The organism is Mycobacterium sp. 1423905.2, assembly GCF_001673155.1.
Taxonomy (GTDB): domain Bacteria; phylum Actinomycetota; class Actinomycetes; order Mycobacteriales; family Mycobacteriaceae; genus Mycobacterium.
In genome coordinates, this window is sequence record NZ_LZLE01000214.1 from 1 (window position 1) to 2,468 (window position 2,468).

The window sequence follows — 2,468 nt, forward strand, 5'->3', positions numbered from 1 at the left end:
TTTCATGCGGACGCTGGGCGACGGGATGGGCGGCATGACGCACGAGAACGACATTCGCATCGCAGAGGGTCTGCAGACCATCGACTTGCCGTCGGACCCGGCCGAGGCGATGGCCGCCTGGAAACGCTCGCTCAATGACGCCGTGGTGAGGTGGCATCGGGCCCGCGGCAGTGACATGCCCGATCTCAACGACTTGGTGCGGCGCGGTATCACCGACGCCATCGGGTTCGGGTTCCCACACCACTTCATCCTGCCCACTTACAGCAGCGCGTCGTCCTACCGCATCCGGCCGCTGGGGCCGGAAGAGACGCTGTTCGAAATCTGGTCTTTGACCCGGTTCCCGTCGGATCTCTCGACGGGTCGCCCTACCCCTCCCGAGCCGATGGCGCCCGACGATCCGCGCTGGCCGCCGATCCCTGCCCAGGACTTCTCGAATCTGCCGCGGCAACAGAAAGGTCTGCATTCGAAAGGCTTTGAGTTCATGCGGCTGTCGGATCAGATCGAAGGGCTGATCTCGAACTTTGAGCGGGTGATCGACGGGTTCTTGGCCGGCTTGCCCTACGACGCGTTGGTTCCCGCCATTCAGAAGACCAACACCACCATCGACGTGCCGGTGGCCAACCTCGGCTTCGCGTCACACACTTCGGAGGCGCGATGACCACCGACTGGGACCGTTCCGTCGACCTGGTGATCGCGGGTAGCGGTGGAGGCGGCATGGTGGCCGGCTTAGCCGCGCTGGATTGCGGACTGAAACCGTTGATCGTCGAGAAACAGGCGCTGGTGGGTGGGTCTACTGGCTTGTCCGGCGGGATCGTCTGGATACCCAACAACCCGTTGATGCGTGCCGACGGCATCACCGACTCGCACGAAGACGGATTGGCCTATTTGGCCGACGTCGTGGGTGACATCGGTGCGGCCTCCTCGCCGGCCCGTCGGGAGATGTTCCTCACCGCCGGCTACGAGATGATCAACTTCCTGATGCGCAGAGGCGTTCGACTGATTCGGTGCGCCGGCTGGAGCGACTACTATCCGAACCACAAGGGCGGCAACGAATTCGGTCGCGCGGTGGAGGGGGTCCCGTTCGATGCCGCCGAATTGGGTCCTTGGCACGACAAGGTGCAGCCGTCGCTGGCCAAGAATTACGGCTATGTGGTGTTGACCAACGAATTGCGTTCCGTGCAGTACTACAACCGCTCGCCACGCGCCTTCGCGGTGGCCGCCAAGGTGTTTGCGCGTACCAACGCCGCCCGCGCCGCCCGCCGCCAGATCCTCACTAACGGAGCATCATTGATCGGCCAGATGCTCAAGGCACTGATCGACCTCGGCGACGGGCAGCCCCCGTTGTGGACGAGTGCCGCCATGGACGACCTGATCGTCGAAGACGGCCGGGTCGTCGGTGCACGCATCATCCGTGACGGCAAAACGGTGCATGTGGAAGCCCGCAAAGGCGTTCTGCTGGCCGCCGGCGGATTCGGCCACAACCCCGAGATGCGTCGCAAGTACAGCGGAGACCAACCGAATGAGGGTCAGTGGTCGATAGCCAACGCCGGTGACACCGGTGAAGTCCTGCAGACCGCGATGCGGCTGGGTGCCAAGACCGACCTGTTGGACGAGGCATGGTGGCTGCCTTCGGTGTTCATCGCCAACGGCGGTGCCGTAGCCGCATCACTGGGATCCGGGCGCCAGCGGCCCGGCGCCATCTACGTCGACTCCACCGGCCGGCGATTCTGTAACGAATCCAACTCCTACGTCGAGGTTGGAAAGGCAATGTACGCCAATAAGGCCGTGCCGTGCTGGATGATCTTCGACGACGGGTACGTGCGGCGATACGTCGCGGGAACCAATCCGCTCAAGCGGCAGCATCTGCCTGCCGAGCTGATTCAGAGTGGGGCTGTCAAGCGGGCCAACAGCATTGGCGAGTTGGCCGGCGACATCGACCTTCCTGCCGAGGAATTGGTCAAGACGGTGCAGCGGTTCAACCAGTTCGCCGCCAAGGGCCTCGACCCAGATTTCGGCCGGGGCCAATCGGCGTACAACGACTGCCTCGGCGACCCCGGCTACCGGCCCAATGCCGCCGTGGGTCCGCTGGACCGTGCGCCTTATTACGCCACCAGGGTCCTGCCCGCCGATGTGGGCACCTGCGGCGGCGTCGTCACCAACGAGCACGCGCAGGTTCTCGACGAGCAGGACCGGGTCATCGAAGGGCTGTACGCCACCGGGAACACCACCGCGACGGTGATGGGTCGGACATATCCCGGTGCGGGCGCCAGCATCGCCAGCTCCATGGTGTTCGGCTACGTAGCCGCCCGGCACGCCGCCGGCCGCAAAATTGCCGGTGAAATGAGCCGCTAAGCCGAACCGATCCAGCAGGACGCCGCCGTCACGTCGGTGATGCGTCGGATCCCTCTCGACCGATGAAATCGCGCGGCTTCATGCCCGATTGCATCAGTTCGGCCCGGCGCGCCTGG

Annotated in this window: 2 protein-coding genes; both read left to right on the forward strand. The window is 64.6% G+C overall.

The window, feature by feature from the left end; translation table 11 throughout:
- A partial coding sequence (locus A9W95_RS12925) for an SRPBCC family protein (protein WP_305799967.1) occupies window positions 1–658 on the forward strand: 658 nt, incomplete at its 5' end.
- A complete protein-coding gene (locus tag A9W95_RS12930) occupies window positions 655–2,352 on the forward strand; it encodes an FAD-binding protein (protein ID WP_067412994.1) in 1,698 nt (565 codons plus the stop codon). The genes A9W95_RS12925 and A9W95_RS12930, both read left to right, overlap by 4 nt.
- Window positions 2,353–2,468 lie beyond the last annotated feature (116 nt).

What these genes read in the sequence shown, in the direction of transcription:
- A9W95_RS12930 (WP_067412994.1), top strand. Translation starts at nt 655, where the DNA reads ATGACCACCGACTGGGACCGTTCCGTCGACCTGGTGATCGCGGGTAGC.